This window comes from Sphaerisporangium viridialbum (genome assembly GCF_049674955.1).
Lineage (GTDB): Bacteria > Actinomycetota > Actinomycetes > Streptosporangiales > Streptosporangiaceae > Sphaerisporangium > Sphaerisporangium viridialbum.
The window spans coordinates 1,319,331-1,346,022 of the sequence record NZ_CP187232.1; the positions used below are offsets into that span (position 1 = coordinate 1,319,331).

Consider the following 26,692-nt stretch of genomic DNA (forward strand, 5'->3'; position numbering starts at 1 on the left):
GGGACAATGGGGTATGTGACGAGGATTGTGATCATTGGCGGCGGGCCCGGAGGTTACGAGGCGGCGCTGGTCGCGGCTCAGCTCGGAGCCCAGGCCACCGTGGTCGAGCAGGACGGTCCCGGTGGGGCGTGCGTGCTCACCGACTGCGTGCCGTCCAAGACCATGATCGCCACATCTGTCCGCAAACAGGCCCTTCTGGATGGTTCCTCGCTCGGTGTCAACTTCACCGGAGGGCTCGACGGCGACGTGGGCGGCGTCCAGGTCGACATGCCGCTCGTGAACAAGCGCGTCAAGGAGCTGGCACAGGCGCAGTCGGCCGACATCGCGGCCAGGCTCACCGCCGAGGGCGTCGAGATCGTCAAGGGCTCGGGGCGCCTGGTCGACCCGCAGGTAGTGCGGGTGGGCGACCAGACCATCAGGGCCGACGTCGTCATCGTGGCCACCGGCGCGACCCCGCGCGTGCTGCCGGGCGCCGTGCCCGACGGGGAGCGCGTCCTCACCTGGCGCCAGCTCTACGATCTGGACGAGGTGCCCGAGCACCTCATCGTCGTCGGCTCCGGCGTCACCGGCGCCGAGTTCGCCGGCGCGTACCGCTCGCTGGGCTCGGAGGTCACGCTCGTCTCGTCCCGCGACCGGATGATGCCCAACGAGGACGCCGACGCGGCCGAGGTCCTCGAAGAGGTCTACCGGCGCCGGGGCATGAACGTCATGGGCAAGTCCCGCGCCTCCTCGGTCAAGCGCACCGAGCACGGCGTGGTGGTCACCCTGGAGGACGGCCGCACGGCCGAGGGCAGCCACTGCCTCATGACCGTCGGCATGATCCCGAACACCTCCGGCATCGGCCTTGAGGAGGCGGGCGTCACCCTCGACAGGAACGGCTTCATCCAGGTCGACAAGGTGTCCCGCACCTCGGCCCCCGGGGTCTACGCCGCCGGCGACTGTACGGGCGTGCTCATGCTCGCCTCCGTGGCGGCCATGCAGGGCCGCATCGCGGTCTGGCACGCGCTGGGCGAGGCCGTGCAGCCCCTGCGCCTCGCCACCGTGGCGTCCACCATCTTCACCGACCCCGAGATCGCCGCCGTCGGCATCTCGCAGCGGCAGATCGAGGCGGGCGAGGTCGAGGCCAACGTCGTCAAGCTGCCCCTCGCCACCAACGCCCGCGCGAAGATGCAGGGCTTCAACGACGGCTTCGTGAAGCTGTTCTGCCGCCCGCACACCGGCATCGTGCTCGGCGGCGTCGTCGTCGCTCCGCGCGCGTCGGAGCTGATCCTGGCCCTGTCGCTGGCCGTGCAGCACCGGCTCACGGTCGACCAGATCGCCCACACGTTCGCGGTCTACCCGTCGCTGGCCGGCTCGATCACCGAGGCGGCCCGCCGCCTGATGCTCCCCGTCAAGTCCACCGTGATCTGAACACGGCGACCCCCGCCTGCCTGATCCCTTTCGGGTACGGCGACGCCTCCGGCCGGTCATGTCATACGCGATCTCACGCGTCCGAGGGCGTCCCTGCCGTGATGTACGGCCGCGGCCACTCCCGCGAGCTGGGGAACGCTCTGGGCGACGTTCAGCGACTGCTTGGCGGCCTCGTAGGCGTCCAGCGCGCGGCGCCAGTCCTGGTCCACGCCGCTCGTGGTCATGTGGTTGATCTTGTAGTCGAAGTCGAGCGAGTCGATCTCCTCGCCCAGCCTGATCACGTCCTCCTCGGCGCTCCGCCGCGCGGTGGCGAACCGCGCCGCCCGCTCGTTCCTGCGCCGGTGGGAGAGGCCCCACAGGATCAGCGTGATGCTGAGGCCGACGCCGCTGAGGATCACCAGGACCAGGCCCAGCCCGCCGCCGCGCGTGACGACCGGCAGCGTGGGACCCGACCCGCCCGCGTCCTCGAAGCCCTGGGGCAGGTCCTCCGGGTTGCCGACGGCGTCGCTCGGCACGCCCTCCGGGGTGCCGAGCGCTCCGGTGAGGTTGACGTCGTCGGCCTGGACGAAGGACGCCTTCTCGACCGTCGCCCCTTTGAAGTCGGCGCCGTTCAGCTCGGCCTGCACGAGCTCCGCCTTCGTGAGGTTGGCGCCCTTGAACACCGCGAACTGCAGCTTGGCCTGGCCGAGTTTGGCGCCGCGGAGCTTGGCCCTGGTGAAGTCGGCGTTCCTGGCCTGGATCTGGCCGAGGGTGGCCTCGTTGAGGTATGCGTCGACCAGCGTGGCGTCGGTGAGGTTCGCCTGGGTCAGCTCGACCCTCGCCATGATGGCCCCGGTGAGGTCGGCGTGCGGGAACTCGGCCTGCCCGCCGTGGGCGTCGGTGAGGATCGTCCTTCGGAAGGTGGCGTGCTTGGCGTGCATCTGCCCGAGGTCGGCGTCCGAGAGATCGGCGCCGCTCAGGTCAGCGTACTCCAGGCGGGCCTGGGTGAAGTCCGCCTCCTTCATGGAGGCGTTCTTGAGGATGGCCCCCGTCAGGTCCTTCTGGGTGAAGTCGACCTCGTCCAGCTTGGCGTTGGTCAGGTCCGCGCAGCGGAGGTCGGCCGGGAGCGCGGCCCCGCCGGTGAAGTTCCTGCCTCGCAGCTTGGCGCCCGACCCGGGCTTGCACGGCGCCGCCGCCACGGCTTCCGCCGCCCTGAGCGTGCCCGTCTCGGACCCCGGTACGGACGACGCGGACGCCGGCAGCGTCGGCACGGTCAGGACGAACAGCCCGGTGGCCAGGGCCAGGGGGATGGAACTACGCAACGGAGCCTCCTCGACAACTGTGCCGAGTGTGACAGGGGCTCATATACGTGGGGTTGCACGTGCCTTGCAGATCGCTTTCGCCTCCGCCGGACCCGCGAAGCGCCGCTCTTCAAGATCAGCCCTCGCGAGGTTCGTACACACGTGAAGAGCCCCGGCGGGCAGGTGGCCCGCCGGGGCTCTGAGGAACACGTGGCCGTGACGATCACCACGAGCCGAAGGGGCTGATCTGGACTACCAGTCTCCGCCGCCGCCGAAGTCTCCGCCGCCGAAGTCGCCTCCGCCGCCCCAGTCTCCGCCGCCGCCGAAGTCGCCTCCGCCACCGCCCCAGTCGCCGCCACCGGCCGACTCGGCGCCCGCGGCGTAGCCGGCGTCATAGCCGCCACCGCCCCAGCCGTGGCCGAAGCCGCCAAAGGAGCTACCGAGCATGGTGCCGATCAGCATGCCCGTCATCAGGTCGCCGCCGCCGAAGCCGCCGTAGTAACCGGAGGCGTAGGGAGCGTACGCGGGGCCGGCGTCCCAGTAGGGACGGCGCTGACCGTCGACCATGACCTCGCGCATGTGCGGGTCGAAGCCCTGCTCCACGCGCTGCGCGTCGGCCGCGCAGGCGGGCACGTCGCGGGGGGCGCCGTTCGGCGGGGCCCACAGGACGTCGCGGACGGACGGGCCGTGCTGCGGGTTGAAGAAGCACGGTGCGCGCCGCTCGGGAAGCGCCTCGTTGTTCACGCGCGCCTTGACGCAGGCCAGGGCGTAGCGGCCCTCCTCAAGGGCGGTGGTCACGCCGCGGAGCTCGTCCGTGCGCTTGACCGCCGCGAGCTCGTTCTTGGCCCGCTCATAGGCGTCGAGGGCCTGCTGCCAGTCGGTCTGGGTCTGGGCCTGGTTGTCGGACACCTTGACGTCGAGGTCGAGCGCGGTGATCTCCTCGCCGAACTTGGTGACGTCCTCCTCGACGGTCTGCTTGACCGCGGCGAGCTCGCGGGCCTCCTGGGCCTCGCGGTCGCGCTTCTTCTTGCGGGAGTACCAGAAGATGCCGAGGCCGCCGACCAGGGCGAGGACCAGGATGCCGATGAGCACCCCGCCACCGCCGCCGCTGCTCGCGGCGCTCCCGGACTTCAGCGCCCCCTTGGTGTCACCACTGACGGCCTTGTCGACCCGCTCGACGAAGTCCTTCATGCCGGTGACGACGTCCTTGTTGTTGCTGGTCGCCGCGTTGGCGAGCTGGCCCGCCAGGCCGGTCTTGCGGATGGCGCTCGACCCGGCGAACAGCGTGTTGCCGTCGAGGACCGCCACCGTGGCACGCGAGCGGCCCTGCTGCGAGAGTGCCTGGCCGAGGGCGGTGATCAGGTGCCCCGCGGAGGCGCTGTCGGTCACCGTGCCGTCGGCGAGGGCGGCGACGTAGATCTTGCTGTTCGCGTCCTTCACCGCGTCACGGATGTCGGACAGCTGGCTGGAGCTGAGCGACACGCCGGGCCCGGCGTAGACCGGGTCACCGGTCTTCCAGGCGGACACGATCGCGTTCGGATCGGGTGGGGCCGCGGCCCGCGCAGCGGGCGACAGCGCGAGCAACGTGAGAAGTGCGGCCAGCATGGCCACGACTGTGGCTGTGGCGCGGCGCACCGGATGAGTGGTCACGGCTATATGCCTCCTTCGCCCTACAGGACGAACGGGGGGTCGTCTAGGTTCCTAGAAACGCCACCGTATCTCGATCCGCAGGGCGACCGGCATGAGACCGCTGCTCAGGCGTCCTTGATCTCGCAGATCGCGGCCCCCGCGGTGACCGTCTGCCCGACGGTCGCCACCAGGCCGGTCACGGTGCCGCCCTTGTGGGCGGTGAGCGGCTGCTCCATCTTCATCGCTTCCAGCACCACGATCGTGTCACCCGGCTGGACGACGTCGCCGTCGGAGGCGGCCACCTTGACGATCGTGCCCTGCATCGGGCTGACCAGCGAGTCTCCGCTCACCGCCGCCGCCGACCCCTTGCCGGCGGACCGGCGGGCGGGCTTCTTGGGCACGGACTGCCGCGCCATCGCGGGCGCGACGGGCAGCACGACCTCCAGGCGCTTGCCGCCGACCTCGACGACCACGCGCTCGCGCTCGACCGGCTCCTCCGTGGCGGTCTCGCCTGCGTAGGGCTCGATCTCGCCGGAGAACTCGGTCTCGATCCACCGGGTGTGCACGCTGAACGGCTCGCCGGTGAACGCGGGGTCGGACACGACCGCCCGGTGGAAGGGCAGGACGGTCGGCATGCCCTCGACCGTGAACTCCTCCAGCGCCCGGCGGGACCGCGCGAGGGCCTCGGCCCTGGTGCGGCCGGTGATGATCAGCTTGGCCACCAGCGAGTCGAACGACTGCGGGACCGTCATGCCGGCCTCGTACCCCGCGTCGAGCCGCACGCCGGGGCCCGCGGGCGCCCGCATCGTCGTCAGCGTGCCGGGAGCGGGCAGGAAGTTGCGGCCGGCGTCCTCGGCGTTGATCCGGAACTCGATCGAGTGCCCTCGGATCTCGGGGTCGTCGTACCCGATGGGCTCGCCGTCGGCGACGCGGAACATCTCGCGCACCAGGTCGATGCCCGTGACCTCCTCGCTGACGGGGTGCTCGACCTGCAGCCGGGTGTTGACCTCCAGGAAGGAGATCGTGCCGTCCTGGCCGACCAGGAACTCGCAGGTGCCCGCCCCGACGTAGCCGGCCTCCTTGAGGATGGCCTTGGAGGAGCTGTAGAGCAGCTCCCGCTGCTCGGTGGAGAGGAACGGGGCCGGAGCCTCCTCGACCAGCTTCTGGTGCCGCCGCTGCAGCGAGCAGTCGCGGGTGGAGATCACCACGACGTTGCCGTGCTGGTCGGCCAGGCACTGCGTCTCCACGTGGCGGGGCCGGTCGAGGTAGCGCTCCACGAAGCACTCACCGCGCCCGAACGCCGTCACGGCCTCGCGCACCGCCGACTCGTACAGGTCGGGGATCTCCTCCATCGTGCGGGCGACCTTCAGGCCACGCCCGCCACCGCCGAAGGCCGCCTTGATCGCGATCGGCAGGCCGTGCTCGGAGGCGAAGGCCACGACCTCCTCCACGCCCGACACCGGATCGGGGGTGCCCGCCACCAGCGGCGCCCCGACGCGCTGGGCGATGTGCCTGGCCGCCACCTTGTCGCCGAGCGAGATGATCGCCGACGGAGGGGGGCCGATCCACACCAGACCGGCGTCGATCACCGCCTGGGCGAACTCGGCGTTCTCCGCCAGGAAGCCGTATCCCGGGTGGACGGCGTCCGCGCCCGACTCGGCCGCGATGCGCAGCAACTTGCCGATGTCGAGGTACGTCTCCGCGGGCGACTGCCCGCCGAGCGCGTACGCCTCGTCGGTCATCCGCACGTGGAGCGCGTCGAGGTCTTGGTCGGCGTACACCGCGACGCCGGTCAGCCCGGCGTCCTTGCATGCGCGGGCGATCCGCACCGCTATCTCGCCACGATTGGCGATCAGGACCTTCTGCACCGAGTTTGTCCCTTTCCTCCCAAGGCCTTGCGCGCCTCCCACGGAGTGTAAGCGGCCTCTGATCTCGCGTGAGCCCCTACCCCCGGTCTTCTGCTCTTGGAACCGGGATGACGGGTATTGGCTGGGGGTGATAACCACTCGGTATAACCAGTGCGTCATAGGGGTTTGACGTCTAGGGTAGGGGCGTTTGGCTACCCCCTGTATGCAGACGATCCCGAAGGAGACCGGCATGAGCCAGAGCCTGCTCGGCGGCGACCCCGCGGAAATGCAGAACATGGCCGCTCAGTTCACGCAGCAGGCGGAGCAGGTGCGCCAGACGATGGCGGCGCTCGACCGCGAGGCGGCGAAGGTCGGCACCGCGTGGACCGGGCCGGGCGCTGTGCGCTTCGGCGGTGCCTGGCAGAACTACCGTCAGGCGTTCCAGAGGATGTCGGAGGAGCTTGCCGAGGCCTCCCGCATCATCACCACCTACCGCGGCAACATCGAGTCCGCGACGCGATAGCGCGCGAGACCGGAGCCCGGCGGGGTGGAGTTCCACCGCCGGGCTTTCGTGTTTCCTCCCGTCGCTTCCCAGAGGGTGTTCTCCCATTTCAGGCGATGGTCGCCGGCTCTCCGCCGCGACGCCCGGAAGACCGTCAAGGCGGGCCGCCGGCTTCGTGGGTCCGGTCGCGACCACGCCTCGGCCGGTTCCCCCCTATGGGGGCGCGGTTCCAGGCGCGCTGTGGGCGGTTCGGGGGATGGCTCCGTCGCCTGCACCACGGCGGCGGCGAAAATCCCGGTGGTCGTCCGCCCTGCTTTCGGCAAGCCCGGAAACGGTCCCAATCCACCCAATATGACCGGGGGCAAAATAGGCCGTAAAGGGCCGCCGTAACTCCTCATGATGCTCCATTGCCGGTGACTCCTTCATAAAGCCAGACACGACAGGGGTTTCCGGGCTTATTACGGCGATCCTGATCCAATCTTGAGTAATGTCGGTGCTCGCCGGCAGTGTCGCCAAACTCTGGAGTCCGCACCGATGAGGGTCACCGAGCAACCCCCCTTCCGCGGTCCAGAGGCGCGACGGATCGGCGACCAGGCGCCGTCGTCCGGTTACCCGCAGGGACGGAAGCTGCCCGTCGCCCCCCGTGAGCGCAGGCCCGCGCTGGCGGTCCTGGCCGTCCTGCTGATCGTCGGCGGTGCGCTGGTCACAGCCGTCCTGTTCATCCAGAACGGCGAGCGGGTGTCGGCCATCGCCGTGACGGAGCGGGTGGGGGCCGGCCAGCGAATCCCCGTGGTGGCGCTCAAGGAGGTGCGGATCGCGGTCGCGGACATCCAGTACATCCCGTGGTCCGCCCGCGAAGAGGTGGGGCGCCACTTCGCCGCCGTCGACCTCATGCCGGGGACGCTGCTGAACGACCGGATGGTGGCGCTCGCCTCCTCTGAACTGCGTCCGGGCAAGGCGGTGGTCGGGCTCCTGCTCAAGGCGGGCCAGCTGCCCCCGGGTCTGGCGAAGGGCGACCGGGTCCAGGTGATCTTCATACCCGGCGGCCAGGGCACCCCGGAGAGCGGCAGGATCCTCGCCGCCCACGCCCTCGTCAACTTCGTGGACGGCACGCTGAACGGCACGTCCGTGGACGACCGGCCGGGGAGCGTGGGAAGCGGGTCCACCTCGGTGTCGGTCATCGTCGACACCGAGATCGCGCCCACCGTCGTCGCCTACGCGTCGGCGGGCCGCATCGGCCTGGCCTACCTCCCCGGACTTCCGGCCGACACCTCCCCGCAGCCACACCCCAGTGGCGGTCCCTCCGCCGGGCCATCCGCCGGAACGCCCCCTGCGCCGGACGACGTCACGACGGGCGCGCCCAGTCCGAACACGCGGCAGACCCCCGGGGCCTCCACGACCCCACGCGCCGGCACGCGGCCGGTCCGTACACCGACCTCCCGCCCGACCGCCCAGACGACCGGGAGGCCCAGCACCAGGCCGACAGCCCGCCCGACCCCAACCCCCACCGCCCGCCGAACCCCCGGACCCACCCCGACCACGAACGGACAGGGCTGAGCGACATGACTCCGAGCGCACTCGTGGCGGGGGCGATGGCTTTGATCGCGGCGGACACGAGACCGGGGGGAGCGGTGTGGCACTGATCGCGCTCGCGGCCGACAAGGGCGCCCCGGGCGTCACGACCGCTGCCACCGCGCTCGCGGCGGTCTGGCCGCGCCACGCGCTGCTGGCCGAGTGTGACGCGGCCGGAGGCGATCTCGCCTACCGGCTGCCCTCCGAGCAGGGTCATCCTCTGGACGCCGGGCGCGGCCTGCTCAGCCTCGGAGTGGCCGCCCGCAGGGGCCTGGACGCCCCGCAGATCCACGAGCACACCCAGCGGCTGGTCGGGGGCCTGGAGGTCCTCGCGGGCATCGGCGGCGCCGAACAGGCGTCCGGGCTGACGTGGCTCTGGGAGCCGCTGGCCCAGGCGTTCGGATCGCTGCCCGGCACGGACGTCATCGCCGACTGCGGCCGGGTGGGTTCCTACCCTCCCATCAACGGCCTGCTCGCCGCCGCCGACCTCGTCATGCTGCTCGTCCGCCCCCAGCTCGACCAGGTGGCCCACCTTCGTGATCGCGTCGCCACGCTGACCGCCGCGCTCGCCGAGCGCACCCCGGCCCCGCCGCCCGTGGGCGTCGTGGTGATCGCCGAGGCCAAGAAATTCAGGAAGGCGATCGCCGAGGTGCGCCGCGTGCTGTCCGCTTCTGGTGGGGCACCCGACCTGGTGCTCGGCGGCCTCGCCCACGACGTCAGGGGTGCCGAGCTGCTGCGCGGTGAGTGGGGCGGGCGCCTCGACCGCACCCTGCTCATCCGTTCTGCCCGCGAACTCGCCGCCACCGTCCTGGCCCGTACCGACCACGGAGCCCACCAGCGCGGGCGCCACGCCCAAACTCCCGAGACCGAAAGCAGCCCGGCATGAGGTGGGCCCGATGGTCGGTGAGAGTGGCGCGGCAGTGTCCCGGCGAGGTGAGGCCGGGAGTCCGGGATGAGGCCTGGTGAGGGAAGGCAGGGGGATATGCGGTGAATGTCGGGGCTGAGGCTCAGTTGCTGCTCGTCCTGCTGGGTGGGGCGGCGATCGGCGGCGGAGTGGTGCTGCTCGGGGCATTCCTGCGGGGCACCACCAGAGCACCCGCCCGTACGGACCGGCGGGCCGGGCTCCGCGCCGCGAGGCTCTCCATCCGAGTGGCGGCCGCGGTCGCCGTGGCCGGTGCCGTCCTGATCGTCACCCACTGGCCGGTGATCGCCGCAGGCTGCGGACTGCTGGTTCTCGCCTGGCGCGGCTTGGCGGGCGGCGCCGCCGAGGAGCGCGCCGCGACACACCGCCTGGAGGCGCTCGTCGCCTGGATCGGCTCCCTCAGGGACAGCGCCGAGGGCGCGGCGGGTCTGGAGCAGGCGATCCCGGCCTCGGTACGGGCCGCCGCCCCGACCCTGCGGCCGCACCTTTTCACCTTGGTTGACAGGCTCCACAACCGGATGCCGCTGTCGGACGCCCTCCACGGCTTCGCCGGCGACATCGACGACCCCTCCGCCGACTTCGTCGTCGCCGCCCTGATCCTCAATGCCAAGTCGCGCGGGCCGGTCCTTCGCGAGGTGCTCGGCGCGGTCGCCGGTTCGGCCCGTGCGGAGCTCGACGTCCGCCGCAAGGTCGAGGCCGAACGTCGTTCCACCCGGCGCGGCATCCAGATCGTGGTGGGCACGTCGCTCGGCTCGGCCGCCCTCCTGGTCGTCTTCACCCCCTCCTACGTCGCCGAGTACAGGGGCGCGGCCGGACAACTCGCCCTGCTGGCGGTGGCCGGCCTTTTCGGCGCGGGCTTCACCAGGATGCGAAGGCTCGCCGGATCCGACAGACCCGGACGAATGCCGGCCAGGGCCGTGGCGCCCCCCGCTCCGGAGACGGGAGTGACACGGTGAGGGGTTCGTTGATCTTCAGGGACACGGCCGAGGCCGCCGTCGAGACGGGGATGCGACCGTGACGGGGCCGATGATCGGCGGGGCGATCATAGGGCTGGGGGTGTTCCTGCTGCTCCGTGCGCTGTTTCCGAGTCGCCCCGGGCTCGCCGAGCGGCTCCTGGTCGCCGACGCCGTACGGCGGGACGGGCACCGGGCCGGCGTGGTCACCACCGAGGGGGAGCCCGGTGCGCTCCGTCGTGAGGTCGGCGCGTTGGCCGCGCGCTTCTATGCGGCACGGGGATGGGAGCTGCGCTCGGTCCGGGCCGATCTGGCGTTGCTCGGCAGGTCGTTCGAGGGACATCTCGCCACCAAATACCTCCTCGCCGCGTCCGGCCTGCCGGCCGCGGCGGTCCTGGCCGCCGGGATCCCGCTCCTGGGCTGGGACTGGGGCCCGCTCATGGGCTGGGAGTTCCGGGCTGCGGTGCCGCCGGCGGCGGCGATCGTCCTCGCCCTGGTCCTGTTCCTGCTCCCGGACCTGCGGCTCAGGCGGGACGCCGCCATCCGCAGGCGTGATTTCCTGCGCGTCGCCGGAGCCTTCCTCGACCTCGTGGCCACGAACCTCGCGGGCGGCGGGGCACTGCCGGAGGCACTGATGACGGCTTCGTCCCTCGGGGACGGCTGGGCGATGTGGCGGATCCGCGACGCGCTGGTGAACGCCGGGCTCGCCGGCATCACCCCCTGGCAGGCCCTGGCCCGGCTCGGTGAGGAGATCGACGTGGAGGAGCTGCGCGACCTGGCACCCTCGCTCGGGATGGCCCCGGAGGACGGCGCCAGGGTCCGGCAGTCGCTGGAGGCCCGCGCCGAGGCCATCCGCCGCCGCCGGCTGGCCGAGATCGAAGGCCGGGCGGGGGAGCGTGCGCGGTCGATGCTGGTCGCCCGGTTCCTGCTGTGCGCCGGGTTCGCCCTGTTCCTGGGCTTTCCCGCGGCCATCAGGATGCTCGGATCATGAAGCGGAGGCGGCAAGCCGCCTCGACGACGGGATCCCCGGCTGCCAGTGAGGTTCCGGGTGCCCGTGGTCATGATGGCGCGGCATGGGCGGTCGCTGTCTTCGTGACGGGTGGATGGCAGGCATACTCCTGACCACCATCGGATTGGGCGGCGGCGCCACGGGCACCAGTGCCACCCCAGGGCCGGGGACACGTCAGGCATCCCCGCGGACAGGTCAGGTCAGGGATCGAGGAAATGGCAACACCACCCGTGCGCCCGGCGGAGCGGACGGCGTCCGGCATCCTGCTCGGCGTCCTCGCCGTCGTCGCTCTGCTCGCCCTGGTGGCCGGGGTGCCGTATGCGCTGGTCCGCGTCTTCGGCTCTCCGGTTCCCGATGGCGGGCTCTCAGTGGACACGCTGACACGGCGGCTCGGACCGGGCGCGGTGCTCGACATGCTGTCGGTGCTGGTCTGGCCGGTCTGGCTCCAGCTCGTCGCCTGCGTGGTGGCCGAGCTGTCCGCGATCCGCAGGTCCGGGCCGCCGCCCCGTATCCCGTTCGCCCGGGGCACGCAGGCCCTGGTCCATCGACTGGTCACCACCGCGTCCGTACCGGTCACCGCGCCCGACCCGACAACGCCGCGGGCCCTCGCGGCCGGGACGCCCGCCGTGCCGGAGTGGCATCCGGGTGGACGTCCGGACGGCTCGCCCCACCACGCCGACGCCCGCATGGACGCCACGGCGACGGAAGTGACGAACCCGGAGGACCCCGAGGCCACGCGGGACTTTCGGGGAACGCGGCATCGCCGCGGGGGACCCACGCCCGCTGTGAACGTGGCCGAGCGGGGACCGGCACCTCACGAAGCCGGCCGGCACGCGGGCGCCCCGCTCCCAGGCCCACCCGCGCCCGAGATTCCCGTCGCCGCTGCGATCTCCGGGTTCGCCGCGGCCGGGTCGCTCGCCGCGGCGGGGCTGCTGGCGGCGCTGGGACGCAGGCGCCGGGAGCGCCTCTGGACCCGGCCGCCCGGATGCGGGCTCCCCGTGCCCGCAGGCGAGGCGGCGCTCGCGGAGGTGGCCCTCCAGCTCGCCGCCGACCAGGCCGGCGCGAGACTGCTCGACCTCGGACTCCGCCACCTCGGCAAGGAGCTGGCGTCCAGGGGCCGCACGCCCCCGACCGTGTATGGCGCCTTCCTGTCGTCCACCCACATCGACCTGTGGATCCATCCGGGTGACGAGGACGTGCCCGCGCCGTGGACGGCCGTGGACGGCGGCAGGGTCTGGCGGCTGGCCGCCCCTGACGGCTCGTCCTTGAACGAGCAGGCCGTGGCGGGCACCCCCGCTCCCTACCCCGGGCTCGTCTCCATCGGCACGAACGAGAACGGGCGGGTGCTGATCGACCTGGAGACGGCCCGCGGCGTGATCGACCTTCGCGGTCCCGGGCCGATGGTGGCGGCGGCCCTCGCGGCGGCCGCCGTCGAGCTGGCGACCAACCGGTGGTCCGACCATGTGAGGCTGCTCCTGGTCGGCTTCGGACACGAGCTGGCCATGGTGGCCCCCGATCGGGTCGTCGTCGCGGGCAGCATCGCCGAGGTGCTGCCCGAACTCTCGGCACGTGCGGCCGATTCGCGGCCCGCCGGTTCCGATGGGGCCGGCTCGGTGTCCGGCGGCGCCGGGGCCCGGACGCCCGCCTACCTGCTGTCGGCCCTGCCGGCGACCGCTGACGAGGCCGCGCGGCTCGCCGAGCTGGCCCGTGCGGGCACGCGAATGCCCATCGGGTGTCTCATAGCGGGAGACGGCCCGCCCGGCTCAGCGTGGACCTGGGAGCTCACCGAGGATGGCAGGGCGGGCGTCAAGGACCTCGGCCTGGACGCCATGGGCCAGCTCCTGAGCGAGCGGCAGTACGCGCAGATCGCCGAGCTCTTCCGTAACGCCACCCACGGAACCGTGCTTCCATTGCCCGAGCCTGAGCCGAACGGCCTCGCGGCGGTGCAGCTCGACCCGTCCTTCCGGCCGTCGGCGGAGGTCTCCGTGCTGGGGACCGTCCGGGTGCTCACGCCCCGGCCCCTGGAGGAGGACCGGGTGCCGATCTGCTCCGAGCTGGCCGCCTACCTGGCCACCCACCCGGGCGGCGTCCACCCCAAGGCGCTGGACGGGGCGCTGTGGCCGGGCGGCGTGGAGACCGCCGTACGGGACGCCGCCATCATCCGCGCGCAGGAGTGGCTCGGCATGGACAGCGCGGGACGTTTCAACCTGTACGTCGACACCGAGGGCCTTCTGCGACTCGGCCCCGAGGTGCGCGTGGACTGGCAGGTGTTCCGCGAGCTCGTACGGCTCGCGCGGCGCGATCCCCCGAACGAGACCGCGGCCCTCGAAGACGCCCTCGCCCTGGTTCGCGGCCCGCTGGCGGCGGGGCATCCGGCCGAGCACTACCTGTGGCTGGCGGGGGACCCGGTGGGCCCGGAGGTCACGGCCAGGGTGTCCGACGCCGCACACCGGCTGTGCGAGCTGCGGATGCGGGCGGGCGACCCTGACGGCGCCATCGGGGCCGCGCTCGCCGGGCTGCGGGTCTCGGAGGGCGATGAGGGCCTGTGGCGCGACCTGCTGCGGGCCGCGCACGCCACGGGCGACATGGGCACCCTCCAGCTCTGGGTGGGCACACTGCGGCAGCGCGCCGCCGTTTCCCAGCACTGGGGGCGACTCGTCCCCGAGACGGAGTCCCTGATCGCGGAACTCCTTCCCTCCTCCACACGCGAAGAGTGACCAGGAACGCTAGGGGGTCAGGGCGGTCTGGATCGGGGTCGGGGTGCCGGAGACGACCAGGAGGCCTCTGCCGGGAGGGCCGCCGACGGCGCCGCGCGGCAGGCGTACGTTGAACAGGTCACCGTCCGCCGGGCTCTGGACCGACAGCAGCAGCCCGGTGCGCGCCTTGCGGGCCTCGGCCACGAACCCCCGGTAGGCGGTCGCGAGGTCGCCGGTGGTGCCCGCGATCAGCAGCCCGTGCTCGCCGTCCCTGCCGCTGCGCAGCGTGCCCTCCAGCGCCATGCCGAGGGGCGAGTCGGGGGACACCAGCTCGGCGTCGTCCACGATGACGACGTACCGGTCGTGGCCCGCGAGCGCGCCCGGCAGGTCGCCCGCGTCCCCGGCGAGGACCGTGAGCACGCCCGGCTCCCCGGACAGCTCCCGCAGAGGGCTGCGGCGGGGAGCCACCACGGCGATCGGGGTGTCCTGGCCGAGCAGCGAGCGGGCGGCGGTGAGCAGCACGGACGACCGGCCTGACCTGGACGGCCCCGCGATGACGGCCGCGGGGCCCTGGGCGAGCAGGTCCACTCCGAGGGGGGCCAGGGAGTCGCCGCCCGCGCCGAGCAGCGCCCACAGGGGCGAGGGCGGCTCGAAGGCGGGGACGAGCTCCAGGGCCTGGGAGGAGGTGATCCGCATCGGCAGCGCGTCCACCTTCAGCAGCGACCCGGGGCCAGGGAACCGCGCCGCGGCCGTACGGGCGAGCGCCTGCAGCGCCGCGACCTGGGCGGGCCCCGAAGGGTCGTCGCACAGCAGGGCGATCTGGCTCTCGACCACCCCCTGCTCCCCGATGGAGATCGCGCGCCCCGGCGGCATGGCCGACGGGAGGCTGCGCGGCGGGAGCCCGGCCAGGCCGTAGTCGGCCGGGTCGGCCAGCCGCATGATCAGCCGGTCCTCGAACAGCGTCGAGATCTGCCCGAGGAGGCCGGACCTGTCGGCGGTCACGACGGCGCGCAGCCCGACGGCCGGGCCCTCGCGGAGCAGTTGCATGAACGAGTCGAGCAGCCGTCCGTAGTCGTAGCCCTCGAACGCCGCCGCGAAGCCCTCCCAGCGGTCCAGCATCAGCACCAGCCACGGCATCCGCAGCCCCATGTCCGCCGGCGCGCCGCTCCTGCTCACGGCGTTGGCCTCGCCCGGGGAGAGCGACGCGCCGCTCCGGGTCACGGCTCTGGCCTCGGCCAGGGAGGCGTATCCGGCCTCGGCGAGGAGTTGCTGCCTGCGGCCGACCTCGGTGCGGAGGCGGGTGAGCAGGCGCTCGACGCGGTCGAGCTGGTCACGGGTGACGACCGCGCCGCAGTGCGGGAGCGCCACCAGCGGCAGCAGGGAGCCCGAGCCGCAGTCGATCGCGTGCAGGTGCACGTCCTCGGGGGAGGCGTGCAGGGCGATGGAGCCGGCCAGGGTCCGCAGGGCCGTGGACCTGCCGGTGCGGGCCGTGCCGGCGATCAGCAGGTGGCCGCCGTGCGCGGGGTCGAGGACGAGCGGCCGCCGGTCCTGGGCCCACGGCAGGTCGGTGAGGCCGAACCGCAGCGGCGGCACCTCCTCGGCGCTGAACCGCTGCGGTCGTACCGCGTCACCGCTGAGATCACCGCCGAAATCATCGCCGAATCGCGGCGGCACCTCGTCACCGCCGGACCGTGGCATCGGCACGATGCCGGCGCCGGACGGGAGCGGCGGCGAGGCGCCGCCGGACGCGGAGTCCTCCAGCAGGATCGTCTCGGGCAGCGGGGGGAGCCATGGGCTCGGCTGCTCCTGGATGCCCATGACGCGGGTGGCCTCCACCACGGCGTCCACGAGGACGGCCAGGTCGCTGGTGGGCCCGCCGCCCACGCCGCCCACCCCGCCCGCGCTCCCCTGCGGACCCGTGCGCAGCGGGTGCCCGAGATCGCGCCAGCCGACCTCCACGATCCTCGGGCCGGAGCTCCGGCGCGCGGCCTCCGGCACCCTCCCGCCGACCCGCGCCGTCTGGACGGCCTGCGCGGCCCCGATGCCGGACCGCACGTAACACCGGCCGGGAGTGGACTTGGAGATGTGCGCGGCCTCGGGCCCGGAGATGACGTCGGCCGACTCGGTGGCCTCCGTGACGCGCAGCGCGATGCGCAGCGAGGTGTTCGCCTGGATGTCGGCGGTCACCACGCCCCCGGGCCGCTGGGTGGCGAGGACGAGGTGGATCCCGAGCGACCGGCCACGCCGGGCGATGTCGACCAGCCCGTCCATGAAGTCCGGCAGCTCGGCCACCATGGCGGCGAACTCGTCGATGATCAGCAGAAGCCGGGGGAGGGGCGCGAGGAGTCCACCGGCCGGCGAGCCGTTCTCACGCGGGCGGTCCCTGAGCTCGTGGTAGTCGTCGATGTCCTTGGCCCCGGCCGCCAGCAGCAGCCGCTCCCTGCGGCGGATCTCGGCGGCGAGCGAGGCCAGCGCCCGCTGGGTGAGGTGCTCGTCGAGGTCGCTGACCATGCCGACCGTGTGCGGCAGCCGCACGCACTCCTTGAACGCCGCGCCGCCCTTGTAGTCGATCAGCACGAACGTCATCTCGTCCGGGCGGTTCGCGACGGCCAGCGAGCAGATCAGCGTCTGGAGCAGCTCGGACTTGCCCGCTCCGGTCGTTCCCGCGACGAGGGCGTGGGGGCCGTCCGTGCGCAGGTCCACGCTGAACGTGCCCTCGGCCCCGACGCCGATCGGCACCTCGGTCGTGCGGCCGCCCGACCGCCACCGCGCCGCCACCGCGCGGCCGGTCGGACTCAGCTCAAGCAGGTCGAGCAGGCGTACGGACGAGGGGAGCGCCACAGCGGCGTCGTCCCTGCTCACGTCGCGCAGCGGAGAGAGCGAGCGGGCCAGGCGCTCGCACCACGCGGGGGAGACCTGGTCGGCGAGGATCTCGCCGATCGCGTCCAGGCCCCCGCCGCGCAGCCGTACGAACCCCTCGGGCCCGCAGTCGACGACCGTCGCGCATTCCTCGGGGAGCAGCCGCTGGTCCTCGTCGATGGCGATCGTGTAGACCCCGGCGCGCGGCCCCTGGCGGAGCACCTGCGGCATGCCGGGCAGGGCGCGCAGCACCTGGGCGCCGTCGAGGATGACCAGCACGTCGTACGGGCGGTCGTCGTAGGCGGCGAACAGGGGCTCCTCGTCGGGCAGGAACGAGCGCCCCCACCCCTTGGCCGGGGCGAGCGGGGCCAGGCCGTGGTCGTCGGGGCCGAGACGCTCGCCGATCAGCGCCGCGAGCTCCGACACCCGCTGCGCCGCCGCCTCGGGGTCGGCGCCGACCAGCGCGACGCAGTCGGCGTCCCGCGGCGCGCAGTGCGGCAGCCACCGCGCCCAGTTCCACTGCGCGGCCCCGTCGGCTCCGGCCGAGAGCACGACCACGGCGAGGTCGCGAGGGCTGTGCAGGGTGACGGCGGCGCCGACCAGCGAGCGGGCGATGCCCAGCGTCACCTCGCGCGGCCCGGTCATGCCCGCCACGCCGAGCCGGCGCATCGCCAGCGAGACCGGTACGGCCCCGGCCACGGGAAGCTCGGGAATCGGGATGTCGGGACCCGCGCCCCGCTCGGGAACGAACTCGATCTCCGCGGGCAGGTCGGCCAGGCCGATGCGCAGCCGCAGCGCGTCGGGATCGTGGCTCCTGCGCTCCCACAGCCGCCGCCGGGGACCGGTCGCGGTGAGCAGCAGCTCGGCGGCGTCGGGGGAGGCGGCGCGGCGTTCGAGCTCGTTCACCGCCCTGGCCTTCTCGACCGCCGCCTCGAAGGCGACCAGGCGTTCGCGGTACGCCTTCATGTCCTGGCGGTACTTCCTGCGGCCGTGCCGCCGGTCGCTGATCCACTGGCCGATCATGATCATGGGAGTCATGAGCCCGATCAGCAGGTAGTACCAGATGTGGAACACCGCGGCCATGGTGACGCCGAGGACGGCGGGCAGGCAGGCGGCCAGCAGCTGCAACCGCATGCCCTCGCCCCGGCTGGGCTCCGCGGGCACCTCGAACCGCCTGCGGCGCTCGGCCGGGCGCAGGCGGGGCGGCCGGTTGTAGGCGAGGCCGCCCTCGGGCAGTACGTCCAGATGCGCGTCGGGCGGCTCGGTGGCCCGGAGGACGAGCACGGAGTTGCCGCAGGTGAGCGGCGTGCCGTCCGGCCAAGGGCGGGGGCCGTTCACCGGCTCGCCCGCGAGCTGGGGGACGGTGTGCGTCGCCCCGCGCGTGAGGGCGCCGATGACCTCGGTGCTCTCGGCGCCGGCCTCAGGGGCCCCGGCCCGCGCCCGCTTACTCGCCTTGCGCCTGGCCCTGCGCGACATCTTGGCGGGAGGCCTGCCGGGGGCTAAGACCGACCTGACGAGGACCTCGTCCGGCGTGACGCGCACCTCGGCCGCCTCGGGCGGCAGCTGGTGGTCGCCGACCGGCACCGCGCACGCGGGGTCGGACCCGATGACGTGGACGCCCAGGCCGAGCCGGTGGACCGAGCCCGCGGCGGGCCCTCCGACCACCCTGATCTCCACCACTCCGCCGGGCTCCGTGAGGAGCGTGGACCCGGCGGCCCGCTGGTCGAGCGTCACCAGGTCGCCGTCGCGGAGCGCCGCGACCATGGGCGCGTCCGGGTCGAGCCGCCTGCCGTCGACCCACAGCGAGGGCGCCTCGCGCCCGCGCGGGCGTGCCTGTCCGCCGAGGCCGTAGGGCGCGCGCGCCCGCGCCAGCCGTACGACGTTGCCTCGGGGCTCTCCCGGCGCGCCCTTCAACGCCGCCGCGAGGCCCGCGACCGTGGTCTCCTCGTCACCGTCGATGACTACGTCACGGTGTCCGTGCTCTGAGACCACGGTAAGCATGATCCGCATGCGGCGTCTCCTCCGGGTCCGGCTCTCCCGCGCATAAGGTAGCGACGGGAGTTCATCCGGTCCGGAGGTTTACGTCAACCAGACCTGCGGGTGCCCGTCTCCCTACTTCTCCACTTTCTTGCCGTCAGGGCTGATGAGATACCACTTGCCGCCGAACTCGTTCTTGCCCTGACCGTTGTACTCTCCGGCCCGCATGTCGCCGGTGTAGTAGTACAGCGGGTGCTTGTCGTAGGTGACCTGCTTCTCTCCCTGCTTGCGCGTCGTGGTGCCGAGCAGGCTGTCCTTCACTCCGGTGCCCGCGTGGGGCTTGCCGCGGGTGAGGAGCGGCGGCCAGGTGATCGCGCAGTTGTCGTAGCAGTTGGACGTGTTGTCCTTGTCCTTCTCGAAGACGTAGAGGGCCTTGTCGTTCTCGCCGACCAGGATCTTGCCGTACTTCGAGTCGGCGACTTTGACCTGCGCGTGTTCGGGCGTCGGCATGGGGCTCAGCATGGACTCGGTCCCCGACGGCGACGCTCCCGGCGAGGTGGTGGGGCTCGTGGTCGACGTGCTCGTCGGCGAGGGGTATGGGGACATCTTGGTGCTGGTCGGTGACTCGGTGGCGTTCGCCGCCGCCCTGCTGTAGCTGGTCGCGGGCTTGCCGGCTCCGCCACATGCGCTTACCAGCAGGACGGTTGCGGCCAGCCCGACGCTCGACGCCAGAATTCTGTGCATAACCCCCTCCTTCTCAAGAGCTCCGCACCCAGGTGCCGGGCCGGACTATGTATCTGTCGAGGGGGGACGTAGCTATCCTTCCCGCCTATCCAGTTTTCAGCACATCCGTGCTCGTTTCGCATGGTCTCGTGCCTAAAGACCGATACGGAAAGACCGCTAACCTGGGTGGTTATCGCGGGGTGTCATGTCGTCCCACGGGTTTCCCACAGGCGTCTGTGGGTGACGGCTGTGGATAACCCGCCCTCCTGTGGATAACTCGGGGGCGTTGTGGGCTGATTTTCGATCTTAAACCGGATTTATCGCCACGAATCGGGCAGAAGTGTGCCCGTTGATAACCCCTCGTTGCTGTGGATAAAGCTGTGTACAACCGGTCGCGAAGGGCCGGTCCAGCGAGGAGGAAGGGGCTCTCATGCCGGACTACGTGCAGGTCCAGGTCGCGGTCGAGGACCGTGACAAGGCCGCCGAGCTCGCCCGGTCCGCCGTCTCCGCGAGGCTCGCCGCCTGCGTCCAGATCGTCGGTCCCGTCACGAGCACCTACCGGTGGAAAGGCGCCGTGGAGACCGCCGAGGAGTACCTGCTGCTCATCAAGACCACCCGCGAGCGCTCGGCCGAGCTGGCCGAGCACATCCGCCGCGAGCATCCGTACGAGACGCCGGAGATCATCAGCCTCCCCGTCGAGGGCGGCCTTCCCGCCTATCTGCACTGGATCGACGAGGAGACGCGGCCGGGACCTGGCGGCGACGGCCGCGAGACGGGCGGTTAGGATGCCGCTTCGCAGGGGAAACCAGAGTGGTAACTGTGGCTGACGATACGTTCGATACAAAGGGGAATAACAGCGGAAATATCATGCCGAGCGGTGTCCCGGGACCGCTGCGATTCTTGACGCTCCCGTTGACAGTTAATCCATAGTGGATAAGCATGGGTCCGGTTTCTATCCATGAGCTTGGTGCAAGCTGCACACAATGGCATGAGAATTCCGGAAGATAACCCAACGACCCCCCGTCCTACATATCCGTGACCATGCCGTCCCGCACCGTGGTCATGCGGTTCATCTCGGTCAGCCCCGGTGGCGGCCGATTTCAGCGCATGGTGAGGGTGTCGGCCTGGTTCCTGATTCGGGAGCCCCCCACCCATGAGGATCAGCGAGAAACCCGACCGTGACAGCCGTGCGCCCGTGAACTCGGAGCGCCCGGGGTCCCCGGGCACGCTGTCCGGACCGGCCTCCCGCAAGCTCCCCGTGCCGCCTCGCGAGCGCAAGCCGGCCCTCGCCGCCCTCGCGCTGCTGCTCGTCCTCGGCGGGGCGCTCGCCACGACCTTGCTGGTCCTCCGCAGCGGCGACCGCGTGTCGGCCATCCAGATCACCCAGCAGATCGGCGCGGGCCAGCCGGTCCTCCCCGAGGCGATGGAAGAGGTCCAGATCGCCGACACCGGCATCCCGTACGTCTCCTGGAGCCACCGGCAGGAGGTCGCCGCCACCTTCGCACGGGTGACCCTGATCCCCGGCACCCTGCTCACCGAGCAGATGGTGAGCAACGCGAGCGAGCAGGTCGGCCCCGGCAAGATCACCCTTGGCCTCGCGCTCAAGGCCGGCCAGATGCCGCTGAGCCTCACGAGAGGCGACCACGTCCAGGTGCTGTACGTCCCAGGCTCGGGCCGGGGCACGGCCCAGGGCAAGGTGCTCGCTCCGAGCGCGCTGGTCGAGAGCGTGGGCACCAGCGAGGGGAGCAGTTCGGGCCTGGTGTCGATCATCGTCGACGCGACGGTCTCCCCGGCGATCGCCATGTACTCCTCAAGCGGTGAGATCGCCCTCGGCAAGCTCTCCGGAACCGGCTGACGTGGCGCTCATCGCGCTCGCCGCCGACAAGGGGGCGCCCGGCGTGACCACCGCCGCGACGGCGCTCGGCGCCGTGTGGCCGCGGCCGGTGCTCCTCGCCGAATGCGACCCCTCGGGAGGCGACCTGGTCTACCGCCTGCCCAGCGTGGACGGAAACGTGCTCAACCCCGGCCGAGGCCTGCTGAGCCTGGGCGCCATGGCCCGCCGCGGCCTGCGGCCCGAGCAGGTCCACGAGCACACCCAGAAGCTCGTCGGCGGCCTCGACGTGCTGACCGGCCTGACCAACGGCGAGCAGGCCGCCGGGCTGACCTGGCTGTGGGGTCCGCTCGGCCGGGCGCTCGCCGCGCTGCCGGGGGCCGACGTGCTCGCCGACTGCGGCAGGCTCGGCGCCCACCCGCAGATGGGCGACCTGATCGCCGAGGCCGAGCTCACGCTGCTGTTCACCCGGCCGAGCCTCGACCACGTGGCGCACCTGCGCGAGCGGCTCATGCTGGTCTCCGGGCAGGTCGGCGTCGTGGTGATCGCCGACCCCCGGTCCTACCGCGGCTCGATCGACGAGGTGCGCCGCATCGTCGGCGCCACCACCAGGGACGTCGCCTTCGTGGCCGGCCTGGCGTACGACCCGAAGGGCGCCGAGCTGCTCAGGGGCCAGTGGGGCGGCCGGCTGGACCGCTCCCTGCTGATCCGCACGGCACGCGAGCTCGCCGGCCGTCTCGCCGCCCGGGTGGCGCCCGGCCGCGCGCCCGCCGGGGCCGAACCGCCACGCTCACGAACGGGGGAACGAGCTACATGAGCATCGACCACACGCTGGTGAAGCGGTTCCGGCAGGAGGTCGGTGACCGGCTCGCGCACCAGCGCAGGCTCGACCAGGCGAGCGGCCTCGTGCCCATGTCCGGAGAGGACGAGCGCCAGTTCGCCCGGGCGCTGATCTCCCAGGTGCTGGAGGAGCACGCGCGGAGCGAGATCGGTTCGGGGCGCACCCCTCCGACGGCCGAGGAGGAGGAGGCGCTGGCGGCGGGCATCCACGCCGCCCTGTTCGGCGTCGGCCGGCTGCAGCCGCTGCTGGACGATCCCGAGGTCGAGAACATCGACGTCAACGGCTGCGACCGCGTGTTCGTCGGGTACGCCGACGGTCAGGAGCTCGTCCACGATCCGGTGGCCGAGACCGACGAGGAGCTGATCGAGCTGATCCAGATCCTCGCGGCCTACAGCGGCCTGTCCAGCCGCGCGTTCGACACCGCGAACCCCCAGCTCGACCTGCGGCTCCCCGACGGCTCGCGGCTCTCCGCCGTCATGGACGTCACCGTGCGCCCCGCCGTGTCCATCCGCCGGGCGCGCCTCGGCAAGGTCTTCCTCAGCGACCTGGTGGGCAACGGCACCCTCACCCCCGAGATCGGGCGCTTCCTGTCGGCGGCTGTGGGGGCCAGGAAGAACATCATGATCGCGGGCTCCACGAACGCCGGGAAGACCACGCTGCTGCGGGCCCTGGCCAACGAGATCCCGACCCACGAGCGGCTCATCACGGTCGAGCGTGCGCTGGAGCTCGGGCTCGACCAGTTCCCCGAGCTGCACCCCAACGTCGTGGCGTTCGAGCACCGCCTGCCCAACTCCGAGGGCCAGGGCGAGATCACCATGGCCGAGCTGGTGCGGCGCTCGCTCCGCATGAACCCCAGCCGGGTGATCGTCGGCGAGGTGCTCGGCGACGAGATCGTGACGATGCTGAACGCCATGACCCAGGGCAACGACGGGTCGCTGTCGACCATCCACGCGAACTCCTCGATGGAGGTCTTCAACCGCATCGCCACCTACGCCCTCCAGGCCGAGGAGCGCCTGCCGATCGAGGCCACCCACATGCTCATCGCGGGGGCGATCGACTTCGTGGTCTTCATCGAGAAGCGCAACGACTACCACGAGGGCGGCCGGCTGCGCCGCTACATCGCCAGCATCCGCGAGGTGGCCGGGGTCGACGGGCGGGTGCTGTCCTCCGAGATCTTCGCCCCGGGCCCCGACGGCCACGCCGTGCCGCACGCGCCGATCGCCTGCATCGACGACCTGGCCCGGCACGGCTACGACCCGACGATGGGAGCCTGGTCGTGATCCCGCTCCCGGCCGGGCTCTTCGACCCGCTGGCGATCCTCGCGGGCGCCGTGACCGGCGGCGGGCTGTTCCTGCTCGGCCTCTCCCTGTACGGGCTGCGCCCGGGGCCGCCCTCGCCCGACCGCGGCGCCCGGCGCCGTGAGGTGCTGCGCAGGCTCTCCACGCGCTCCGCGGTCGCGACCATCACCGGCGGCATGGTGCTGGTGATCACCGGCTGGCCGGTCATGGCGGCGGGCGCGGTGCTGCTCGTACTGGCCTGGCGCGGCCTCACCGGCGGCGCGGCCGAGGAGCGGGCGGCCATGAGCAGGCTCGAAGGCCTGGCGGCCTGGACCGAGTCCCTCAGGGACACCATCGCCGGGGCGGCCGGCCTCGAACAGGCGATCCCGTCCTCCATCAGGGCGGCGGCGCCCATGCTCAGGCCGCACCTGCGCTCCATGGTCGACCGCCTGCACACCCGGATGCCGCTGGCCGACGCGTTGCGGATGTTCGCCGACGAGCTCGACGACCCCTCCGCCGACCTGGTGATCGCCGCGCTCATCCTCAACGCCAAGCTGCGCGGCCCCGGCCTTCGTGAGGTGCTCGGCGCGCTCGCCGTCTCCGCTCGCGAGGAGCTCGACATGCGCCGCCGCGTGGAGGCCGAGCGCCGGTCGACGCGCCGCAGCGTCCAGATCGTGGTCGGCACGGCCATCGCGTTCGCCGCGGCGCTGGTCGTCTTCAACCCCTCCTACGTCCAGGAGTACGACTCCCTGCTGGGGCAGGCCGTGCTCGTCGTCGTCGCCGGGCTGTTCGGCGCCGGGTTCGCCTGGATGCGGCGGCTGGCCCGATTCGACAAGCCCGCCAGGCTCCTCGGGCCGGCGTCGAGCGCCCCCCTGGAGCGCGAGCTGGTGTCCGGAGGCGTCCATGGCTGAGAACGTCCTCGCCGGGGCCCTGTTCGGGCTGGGCCTGTTCCTGCTGATCAGGGCCTTGTTCCCGCCGAGGCCCGGCCTGGTGACCCGCCTGCTCGCCCTGGACTCCGCCCGCGAGGGCGACGAGGCACTGCGGCTCAGGCTCATCAGCCCCGACGAGGAGGTCAGCGCCTTCCGCCGCGGCCTCGGCGTACGGCTCGCGCAGTTCTACACCGCTCGCGGCTGGGAGGTCCGCTCGACCCGTGCCGACCTCGCTCTGCTGGGCAGGTCCTTCGAGGGGTACCTCGCCACCAAGATGCTGCTCGCGGTGTCCGGGCTGCTGGCCTTCCCCATCCTGGCCGGCTGGCTGCTGCTGATGGGGTGGGGCGTCTCGCTCCAGGTGCCGCTGTGGGGGGCGCTGATCGTCGCCCTGGTCTTCTTCTTCCTTCCCGACCTGCAGATCCGCAGGGACGCCGCCGTACGCAGGCGCGACTTCCGGCACGCCGTGGGAGCGTTCCTCGACCTGGTGGCGATGAACCTCGCGGGCGGCAGGGGCGTGCCGGAGGCGCTGCTGATGGCGGTGTCGGTCGGCGAGGGCGGCGGCTCGTCCAACTGGGCCATGGCCCGCATCCGCGAGGCCCTGGCCAACGCCAGGATCGTCGGCATAACTCCCTGGCAGGCGCTCGGCCAGCTCGGCGACGAGATCAACGTCGACGAGCTGCGCGACCTGTCGGCGGCGCTCGGCCTGGTCGCCGACGACGGCGCCAAGGTGCGCGCCTCGCTCACCGCCCGGGCGGCGACCATGCGGCGGCGCGAGCTCGCCGAGGTCGAGGGCCAGGCCGGCGAGCGTTCGCAGTCCATGCTGGTCGCCCAGCTCCTGCTCTGCGCGGGATTCGTGATCTTTCTCAGTTTTCCGGCAGCGATGAAGATGTTGGGGTCATAGATGTTCACACCACCGTGGCTTACTTACCTGGTCGCCGTGCTGCACGTGCGCGTCGACCGTGCCAGGACCGCCCCTTCGCGCGGAGCCTCCGCCGTCGAATGGGTGATCATCACCGCGATCATCGCCGGCGTGGCCCTCGGCCTGGCCACGCTGATCAAGACTCTGGTCACCCAGAAGCAGGCCGAGATCCAGAGCAACTTCGGCGGGGGCGGCGGTACCGGCGGAAAGCCGTGACCCGGCGGCCCTCGTCCCCGAAGGCCGTCCTGCCGCGACGGCGCGACCGGGGGGCCACGGTGGTGGAGCTGGCGCTGCTCATGCCGGTCCTGCTCATCGTGATCCTGCTGGTCGTGCAGTCGGTCCTGTGGTTCCACGGCCGCCAGGTGGCGGACGCGGCCGCGCGCGAGGGCGCCAGGATCGCGCGTGCCGCAGGGGCCTCCGGCAGCGGCTGGCAGGGCCAGGCCGAGGCCAGGGCCCTCCAGGTCGTCCGCACGATCGGGCCCCGGCTGCTCGAAGGTGCCAAGGCTCGCGCGTGGGAGCAGGGTGGCGAGCGCGGTGTCGAGGTGACCGGCGGGGGCGTCTCCGTGGTCCCGTTGCTGCCCCGCACGGCGTTCACCATCACGTCCCGGTTCGGCGGCCCGGTGGAGTGCTTCCGCCCCGACGACGGGAGCGGCAGGTGCGGCTGACAGTGCGGGGCCATGAGGTCTTCGCGCGTGACCGGGGGTCGATGGCGGTCGAGACCGTGATGCTGGCGCCCGTCTTCCTGCTCTTCCTGATGTTCCTCGTCGGGGCCGGGCGGGTGGTCGAGGCGCAGGGCGAGGTCAACGGGGCCGCCAGGGACGCCGCGCGCGCCGCCTCCGTGCAGCGCACGCTCGCGGCGGCCGAGGGCGCCGCCCGCGACGCCGCCGGGGCCGCGCTCGACGACCAGTGCGGACCGAAGGTCAGCCTCTCCGGCAGCGACTGGAAGGAGGGCGGCAGCGTACGGGCGACCGTGACGTGCGACCTGAAGCTCGACTTCCTCGGGTTCGGCGTGCTCAAGCAGATGAAGGGCGACTCGGTGGTGCCGCTGGAGCAGTTCCGGAGGGTCGAGTGAGACGGCTCCGGGAAGACCAGGGCTCGATGTCAGTATTTGTCGTGATCTTTTCCGTGGTGGTGTTCATGCTGGCCGGGCTCCTGGTCGACGGCGGCGCGGCCATCAACGCGAGGCTGCGCGCGTCCGACATCGCGGAGCAGGCCGCGCGGGCGGCGGCCGACCAGATCGACGTCGAGAACCTCCGGGCCACCGGCCAGGTGCGCCTGCTCGGCGACGACCGGGCGGTGTGCGGCCGGGCCCAGCAGATCGTCGACGCGCACGGCGACGCCGAGGTCCGGCTCACCCGGTGTCAGACCGGCGCGGGCCAGACGGAGGTGACCGTCGCGGTGAGCGCCCGGTGGAACGCCGTGTTCCTCGCCGCGCTCGGGTTCTCCGGCTCCGCCATGTCCGGCGTCGCCACCGCGGGCCCCGATCCCGGCGACCAGCAGCCGTGACCGGGGCGGA

General features: G+C 72.4%; 23 protein-coding genes. 18 read left to right on the top strand and 5 right to left on the bottom strand.

What is annotated here, in order from left to right; translation table 11 throughout:
* Positions 1-15: 15 nt before the first annotated feature.
* Positions 16-1,410 carry an NAD(P)H-quinone dehydrogenase gene (locus tag ACOZ38_RS06280; RefSeq protein ID WP_424529180.1) on the top strand — a complete coding sequence of 465 codons (1,395 nt, stop codon included), beginning with the start codon at positions 16-18 and terminating at the stop codon, positions 1,408-1,410.
* A 56-nt stretch (positions 1,411-1,466) separates the two neighbouring features.
* Here the strand turns inward: ACOZ38_RS06280 and ACOZ38_RS06285 are convergent, their stop codons facing one another.
* The 3 genes from ACOZ38_RS06285 to ACOZ38_RS06295 all read right to left on the bottom strand — a co-directional run bounded on the left by ACOZ38_RS06285 (position 1,467) and on the right by ACOZ38_RS06295 (position 6,187).
* Positions 1,467-2,711, bottom strand: a complete 1,245-nt coding sequence (locus ACOZ38_RS06285) for a pentapeptide repeat-containing protein (RefSeq protein WP_424529181.1) — start codon at positions 2,709-2,711, stop codon at positions 1,467-1,469.
* Positions 2,712-2,942: 231 nt separating this feature from the next.
* Positions 2,943-4,340, bottom strand: coding sequence for a hypothetical protein (locus tag ACOZ38_RS06290; RefSeq protein ID WP_424529182.1), 1,398 nt, complete (start codon positions 4,338-4,340; stop codon positions 2,943-2,945).
* 104 nt (positions 4,341-4,444) lie between these two features.
* On the bottom strand, positions 4,445-6,187 hold the full coding sequence (locus ACOZ38_RS06295) for an acetyl/propionyl/methylcrotonyl-CoA carboxylase subunit alpha (RefSeq protein WP_424529183.1): 1,743 nt from the start codon (positions 6,185-6,187) through the stop codon (positions 4,445-4,447).
* A gap of 229 nt (positions 6,188-6,416) precedes the next feature.
* Here ACOZ38_RS06295 and ACOZ38_RS06300 point away from each other — a divergent pair, with 229 nt between their 5' ends.
* The 6 genes from ACOZ38_RS06300 (at position 6,417) to ACOZ38_RS06325 (ending at position 13,841) form a co-directional block, all read left to right on the top strand.
* Complete coding sequence (locus tag ACOZ38_RS06300; RefSeq protein WP_354837269.1) at positions 6,417-6,689, top strand: WXG100 family type VII secretion target; 273 nt, start codon at positions 6,417-6,419, stop codon at positions 6,687-6,689.
* A 513-nt stretch (positions 6,690-7,202) separates the two neighbouring features.
* Entirely contained in the window at positions 7,203-8,225 is a 1,023-nt protein-coding gene (locus tag ACOZ38_RS06305; protein ID WP_424529184.1) for a hypothetical protein, read from the top strand.
* 76 nt (positions 8,226-8,301) lie between these two features.
* The gene (locus ACOZ38_RS06310) at positions 8,302-9,126 is read left to right on the top strand and encodes a hypothetical protein (protein WP_424529185.1); all 825 of its coding nucleotides are present in this window, start codon (positions 8,302-8,304) and stop codon (positions 9,124-9,126) included.
* 101 nt (positions 9,127-9,227) lie between these two features.
* The gene (locus tag ACOZ38_RS06315; protein ID WP_424529186.1) at positions 9,228-10,118 is read left to right on the top strand and encodes a type II secretion system F family protein; all 891 of its coding nucleotides are present in this window, start codon (positions 9,228-9,230) and stop codon (positions 10,116-10,118) included.
* A gap of 58 nt (positions 10,119-10,176) precedes the next feature.
* Positions 10,177-11,106, top strand: coding sequence for a type II secretion system protein (locus tag ACOZ38_RS06320; protein ID WP_424529187.1), 930 nt, complete (start codon positions 10,177-10,179; stop codon positions 11,104-11,106).
* Positions 11,107-11,339: 233 nt separating this feature from the next.
* On the top strand, positions 11,340-13,841 hold the full coding sequence (locus tag ACOZ38_RS06325; RefSeq protein ID WP_424529188.1) for a BTAD domain-containing putative transcriptional regulator: 2,502 nt from the start codon (positions 11,340-11,342) through the stop codon (positions 13,839-13,841).
* Between the two features lie 9 nt (positions 13,842-13,850).
* Here the strand turns inward: ACOZ38_RS06325 and ACOZ38_RS06330 are convergent, their stop codons facing one another.
* The gene (locus ACOZ38_RS06330) at positions 13,851-18,689 is read right to left on the bottom strand and encodes an FtsK/SpoIIIE domain-containing protein (RefSeq protein WP_424529189.1); all 4,839 of its coding nucleotides are present in this window, start codon (positions 18,687-18,689) and stop codon (positions 13,851-13,853) included.
* 102 nt (positions 18,690-18,791) lie between these two features.
* A complete protein-coding gene (locus ACOZ38_RS06335) occupies positions 18,792-19,166 on the bottom strand; it encodes a hypothetical protein (protein ID WP_424529190.1) in 375 nt (124 codons plus the stop codon).
* A 10-nt stretch (positions 19,167-19,176) separates the two neighbouring features.
* On the opposite strand from ACOZ38_RS06335, the gene ACOZ38_RS06340 reads away from it, so the two are divergent.
* The 11 genes from ACOZ38_RS06340 (at position 19,177) to ACOZ38_RS06390 (ending at position 26,682) form a co-directional block, all read left to right on the top strand.
* Positions 19,177-19,311, top strand: coding sequence for a hypothetical protein (locus ACOZ38_RS06340; protein ID WP_424529191.1), 135 nt, complete (start codon positions 19,177-19,179; stop codon positions 19,309-19,311).
* A 498-nt stretch (positions 19,312-19,809) separates the two neighbouring features.
* Positions 19,810-20,163 (top strand): divalent-cation tolerance protein CutA, encoded by a 354-nt coding sequence (gene cutA, locus ACOZ38_RS06345; protein WP_405144783.1) that lies wholly within the window; start codon positions 19,810-19,812, stop codon positions 20,161-20,163.
* Positions 20,164-20,532: 369 nt separating this feature from the next.
* Positions 20,533-21,234, top strand: a complete 702-nt coding sequence (locus ACOZ38_RS06350) for a hypothetical protein (RefSeq protein ID WP_424529192.1) — start codon at positions 20,533-20,535, stop codon at positions 21,232-21,234.
* A 1-nt stretch (position 21,235) separates the two neighbouring features.
* On the top strand, positions 21,236-22,027 hold the full coding sequence (locus ACOZ38_RS06355; RefSeq protein WP_424529193.1) for a hypothetical protein: 792 nt from the start codon (positions 21,236-21,238) through the stop codon (positions 22,025-22,027).
* Entirely contained in the window at positions 22,024-23,331 is a 1,308-nt protein-coding gene (locus ACOZ38_RS06360; protein ID WP_424529194.1) for a CpaF family protein, read from the top strand. The genes ACOZ38_RS06355 and ACOZ38_RS06360 overlap by 4 nt, the downstream gene beginning before the upstream one ends.
* Positions 23,328-24,239: a type II secretion system F family protein gene (locus ACOZ38_RS06365; RefSeq protein WP_424529195.1), complete on the top strand. Its 912-nt coding sequence runs from the start codon at positions 23,328-23,330 to the stop codon at positions 24,237-24,239. Before ACOZ38_RS06360 ends, ACOZ38_RS06365 begins: the two co-directional genes overlap by 4 nt.
* On the top strand, positions 24,232-25,158 hold the full coding sequence (locus ACOZ38_RS06370; protein ID WP_424529196.1) for a type II secretion system F family protein: 927 nt from the start codon (positions 24,232-24,234) through the stop codon (positions 25,156-25,158). Before ACOZ38_RS06365 ends, ACOZ38_RS06370 begins: the two co-directional genes overlap by 8 nt.
* On the top strand, positions 25,159-25,392 hold the full coding sequence (locus ACOZ38_RS06375; RefSeq protein WP_363915954.1) for a hypothetical protein: 234 nt from the start codon (positions 25,159-25,161) through the stop codon (positions 25,390-25,392).
* Complete coding sequence (locus ACOZ38_RS06380) at positions 25,389-25,841, top strand: TadE/TadG family type IV pilus assembly protein (RefSeq protein ID WP_424529197.1); 453 nt, start codon at positions 25,389-25,391, stop codon at positions 25,839-25,841. Before ACOZ38_RS06375 ends, ACOZ38_RS06380 begins: the two co-directional genes overlap by 4 nt.
* The gene (locus ACOZ38_RS06385) at positions 25,832-26,248 is read left to right on the top strand and encodes a TadE family protein (protein ID WP_405144790.1); all 417 of its coding nucleotides are present in this window, start codon (positions 25,832-25,834) and stop codon (positions 26,246-26,248) included. The genes ACOZ38_RS06380 and ACOZ38_RS06385 overlap by 10 nt, the downstream gene beginning before the upstream one ends.
* Positions 26,245-26,682 carry a pilus assembly protein TadG-related protein gene (locus ACOZ38_RS06390; RefSeq protein WP_424529198.1) on the top strand — a complete coding sequence of 146 codons (438 nt, stop codon included), beginning with the start codon at positions 26,245-26,247 and terminating at the stop codon, positions 26,680-26,682. The genes ACOZ38_RS06385 and ACOZ38_RS06390 overlap by 4 nt, the downstream gene beginning before the upstream one ends.
* The last annotated feature ends 10 nt before the right edge of the window (positions 26,683-26,692 follow it).

Excerpts from the sequence above, each read along its gene's own strand:
- ACOZ38_RS06340 (WP_424529191.1), top strand. The coding sequence starts at position 19,177 with ATGGACTCGGTCCCCGACGGCGACGCTCCCGGCGAGGTGGTGGGGCTC.
- ACOZ38_RS06305 (WP_424529184.1), top strand. The coding sequence starts at position 7,203 with ATGAGGGTCACCGAGCAACCCCCCTTCCGCGGTCCAGAGGCGCGACGG.
- ACOZ38_RS06350 (WP_424529192.1), top strand. The coding sequence starts at position 20,533 with ATGAGGATCAGCGAGAAACCCGACCGTGACAGCCGTGCGCCCGTGAAC.
- cutA (WP_405144783.1), top strand. The coding sequence starts at position 19,810 with ATGCCGGACTACGTGCAGGTCCAGGTCGCGGTCGAGGACCGTGACAAG.
- ACOZ38_RS06360 (WP_424529194.1), top strand. The coding sequence starts at position 22,024 with ATGAGCATCGACCACACGCTGGTGAAGCGGTTCCGGCAGGAGGTCGGT.
- ACOZ38_RS06330 (WP_424529189.1), bottom strand. The coding sequence starts at position 18,689 with ATGCGGATCATGCTTACCGTGGTCTCAGAGCACGGACACCGTGACGTA.
- ACOZ38_RS06370 (WP_424529196.1), top strand. The coding sequence starts at position 24,232 with ATGGCTGAGAACGTCCTCGCCGGGGCCCTGTTCGGGCTGGGCCTGTTC.
- ACOZ38_RS06300 (WP_354837269.1), top strand. The coding sequence starts at position 6,417 with ATGAGCCAGAGCCTGCTCGGCGGCGACCCCGCGGAAATGCAGAACATG.
- ACOZ38_RS06335 (WP_424529190.1), bottom strand. The coding sequence starts at position 19,166 with ATGCCGACGCCCGAACACGCGCAGGTCAAAGTCGCCGACTCGAAGTAC.
- ACOZ38_RS06325 (WP_424529188.1), top strand. The coding sequence starts at position 11,340 with ATGGCAACACCACCCGTGCGCCCGGCGGAGCGGACGGCGTCCGGCATC.
- ACOZ38_RS06375 (WP_363915954.1), top strand. The coding sequence starts at position 25,159 with ATGTTCACACCACCGTGGCTTACTTACCTGGTCGCCGTGCTGCACGTG.